Source organism: Amycolatopsis sp. SID8362, from assembly GCF_010550475.1.
Lineage (GTDB): Bacteria > Actinomycetota > Actinomycetes > Mycobacteriales > Pseudonocardiaceae > Amycolatopsis > Amycolatopsis eburnea.
The window spans coordinates 1-2853 of the sequence record NZ_JAAGNB010001683.1 but is presented as its reverse complement, the minus strand read 5'-3'; the positions used below and the strand labels follow the sequence as shown (position 1 = coordinate 2853).

Below are 2853 nucleotides of genomic sequence, written 5' to 3'. Positions count from 1 at the left end.
CGGCGACGGCGGCGCGGGCAACGCGTTCAGCGGTCTCGCCGGCGGCGCGGCCGGTGCGGTGGGCGCGGCGGCGGCCAAGAGCGCGATGCCGATGATGCCCATGATGCCGATGGGCATGGGCGGTGGCGGCGACATGGGCTCCGGACGGCGGATCCCGGCGTGGCTGGTCGAGACGGAGAACGTCTGGGGCCAGTCGGCCCCGGTCGCGCCGCCGGTGATCGGCGAAGAGCCCGAAGCGTACTGATCGACTCTAGGAACGGAGGCGGGCCGTGACGGCTGCCGGCTATCGCGTCGCCCCGGCCCGCCTCGACACCGCGGCCGGCGAGTTCGGCTCGCGCGCGGACGCGCTGGGCTCCGCGCAGAAGGCGGTGGCGGGGGAAAAACTCCCCGCCGCCGCGTTCGGCCAGGTCAGCGAATCCGCGGCCGCGGCCAAGACGTTCGAGAAGACGATGACGGAGCTGGGCGAAAAGCTCGGCGAGCACGTCTCGCGGGCCAAGAAGCTCCAAAGTGGACTGACCGAGTCGGCCGCGGGCTACCGCCGCACCGACGCGCAGGTCGCCGCGATGTACCGGGCGCTCCTGCCCGAAGACCCGCTGCCGAAGGCCGGGAACCCGGCCGGCATCGGCGGTGCCGCGGACACCGGCGCGTGGGCGCACGCGATCGAGGAGAACCGCGCGAAGGTCGCCGACGCGCTCACCGCCGAACGCGCCAAGCTGGCCGGGCTGACCGACGCCGACGAAATCGCGCGGTCGCAGTCCCGGATCAAGCTCTACGAAGACATCCTCGCGAACCACCGGCAGATCCTGAAGTTCGACCCGTCGGGCAACGGCCGGATCGCCGAGCTGGTCGGGCACATCGAGCCGGGGACGCGGAACGTCGGGTTGTTCGTCCCCGGCGTCAACACGCAGATGTCCAACTTCGACGCCTACGCCGGGCTCGGGCGCAGCCTGGTCGCCGCGGACCCGACCGGGCGCACCGCGATGGTCGTCTGGGCGGACGGAGTGTTCCCGCAGAACCCGGTCGTGCAGGGCCCGGACGCGAGCTACGCGCAGACGATGGCCCCGGACCTCAAGCACTTCACCGACGACCTGCGCGGCGAGATCTCCAGCCACGCCGGTGACGGCGTCACGCTGACCGCGATCGGGCACAGCTACGGCGGCGCCACGGTCGGGCTGGCCGAGACGCACGGCCTCGACGTCGACCGCGTCCTGCACGTCGAGTCGGCGGGCATGGGCCACGGCGTGTGGTCGCCGTCGGACCTCCCGGCCAGCCAGGCGGGCGTCCAGCGCTACTCGATGACCGCGCCGCTCGACCCGATCGAGATCGCCCAGGGCAACGCGTGGGGCCTGGAGTGGACCGGCATCGGCCACGGCGCCGACCCGGACACCTTCCCCGGCGTGACGGAGCTGGAGACCGGCCGTTCCGCGGACGGTTCGCAGTTGTGGGGCCTGTCCTCGCACAGTGACGTGCTGAAGCCGGGTTCGGAGTCGTGGACGAACATCTACCGGGTGATCACCAGCGGACCGGTGACGCCGGACGGCACGTTCGACCCGCGTGGCATCCTCGAACACGGCGTCGAATTCCTGAACGACGGGGGTGTGCTGCGATGAGCCCGGAGCTGGACCGGCTGGCCGTCGAGCTGACCGCCGTGATCGACAGCGTCGCCGAGGCGTTCGGCGACGCCGCGGACCGGACGGTCGACGGCGAGCTGGACTGCGACCCGACCCAGCCGGGGCAGCTGCTGTGCTGGCAGTACGGCGTCCGGCTCGAACACCCCGGCGAGCCGGAACGCCGCCTGGCCGAGGTCGTCCTGCCAACGCTGGCCGAGCGCGGCTGGCAGGCGCACGACCGCAGCACCCCGCGCGAGCTGATCGCCCGCTTCAGCCGCGACGGCGCGGACTTCACGGTCCACGTCGCGCGGGCGAGCCACGCGGTGGCGATCATCGGCTCGACCCGCCCGGTCCCCGCCTGACGGCTTCACCTCGCGCCCCGGAAGCCGACGAGGCCGGTCTGGGATGGCCGATCCGCCCCTCCGCGATGTCGCGCAGACCACGCAGCCAGCCTGCGTCCGGTCACCCGCTCACCTGCGCGACATTGCCGACACCCTGCCGTAGAACGTAGTGAATGACTCATTCATGTCGCCAGACGACATGAATGAGTCCTTGAGTTTTAACGTCGGGGTCGTTGGAGGTGGCCCTGGTTGATCATGGGTGCAGCCCTTGGTCGATCCTTCTTCTTGTCTAGGGAAGAAGATCCAAACCAAGGGCTGCGTGATCAGTGTGACCGACAGGCACGAGCAGGACGCGGCGGGGTCGCTGGCCAGGTTCCGGGAACAGTTGCGCCGGTGCCTGACCCGGCGGGCTGATGCCATGTTCGAGCTGGCTGATGCGGTGGCGTCCGCGCCCGGGCGGGTGGGATCACTGCCGGGACTGTCGCTGGAACCGGAGTTCCGCCGCGGTCACGGCAGCGTGTATGCCGCGCTGACCGCGGGCCGGATCGACGAGTCCCGGCTGCGGAGACTGCTGCTGGCGGCCGTGCCCGCGGGCCGGGAGAGGCTGGTGTGGTTCGCCGGGGACGTGTCGAACTGGCCCCGGCCGGAGGCGGTGTGTTCGCCGCAGCGGTTGATGGTGCATGACAAGTCCGCCCGGACGCTGGCCGGGCATCCGGTGACCTCGGGATGGCCGTTCGCGGTCATGGCCGGGCTGGAATGGGGACCGACCTCCTGGACCGCGCCGGTTGACCTGGCCCGGCTGGGATCCGCCGATACCCTGACCGGAGTGACCCTGGCCGCGATCGAGCGGGTCCGGGCCGGTCTGGCCGAGGCCGGCCGGGCCGAGACGCCGGGGTTCGTCT

The 2853-nt window shown here is 71.7% G+C and carries 3 protein-coding genes and 1 pseudogene; all 4 read left to right on the top strand.

The window, feature by feature from the left end:
• Positions 1 to 244 (top strand): annotated as a pseudogene (locus G3I65_RS51865) (WXG100 family type VII secretion target); the annotation flags it as partial.
• A gap of 25 nt (positions 245 to 269) precedes the next feature.
• Entirely contained in the window at positions 270 to 1610 is a 1341-nt protein-coding gene (locus G3I65_RS51860) for an alpha/beta hydrolase (RefSeq protein WP_160703408.1), read from the top strand.
• The gene (locus G3I65_RS51855; RefSeq protein WP_160703406.1) at positions 1607 to 1972 is read left to right on the top strand and encodes a hypothetical protein; all 366 of its coding nucleotides are present in this window, start codon (positions 1607 to 1609) and stop codon (positions 1970 to 1972) included. Before G3I65_RS51860 ends, G3I65_RS51855 begins: the two co-directional genes overlap by 4 nt.
• Before the next feature lie 247 nt (positions 1973 to 2219).
• Positions 2220 to 2853: transposase (locus G3I65_RS51850; RefSeq protein WP_239071971.1), on the top strand; the 634-nt coding region annotated here is incomplete at its 3' end.

What these genes read in the sequence shown, in the direction of transcription:
- G3I65_RS51855 (WP_160703406.1), top strand. Translation starts at nt 1,607, where the DNA reads ATGAGCCCGGAGCTGGACCGGCTGGCCGTCGAGCTGACCGCCGTGATC.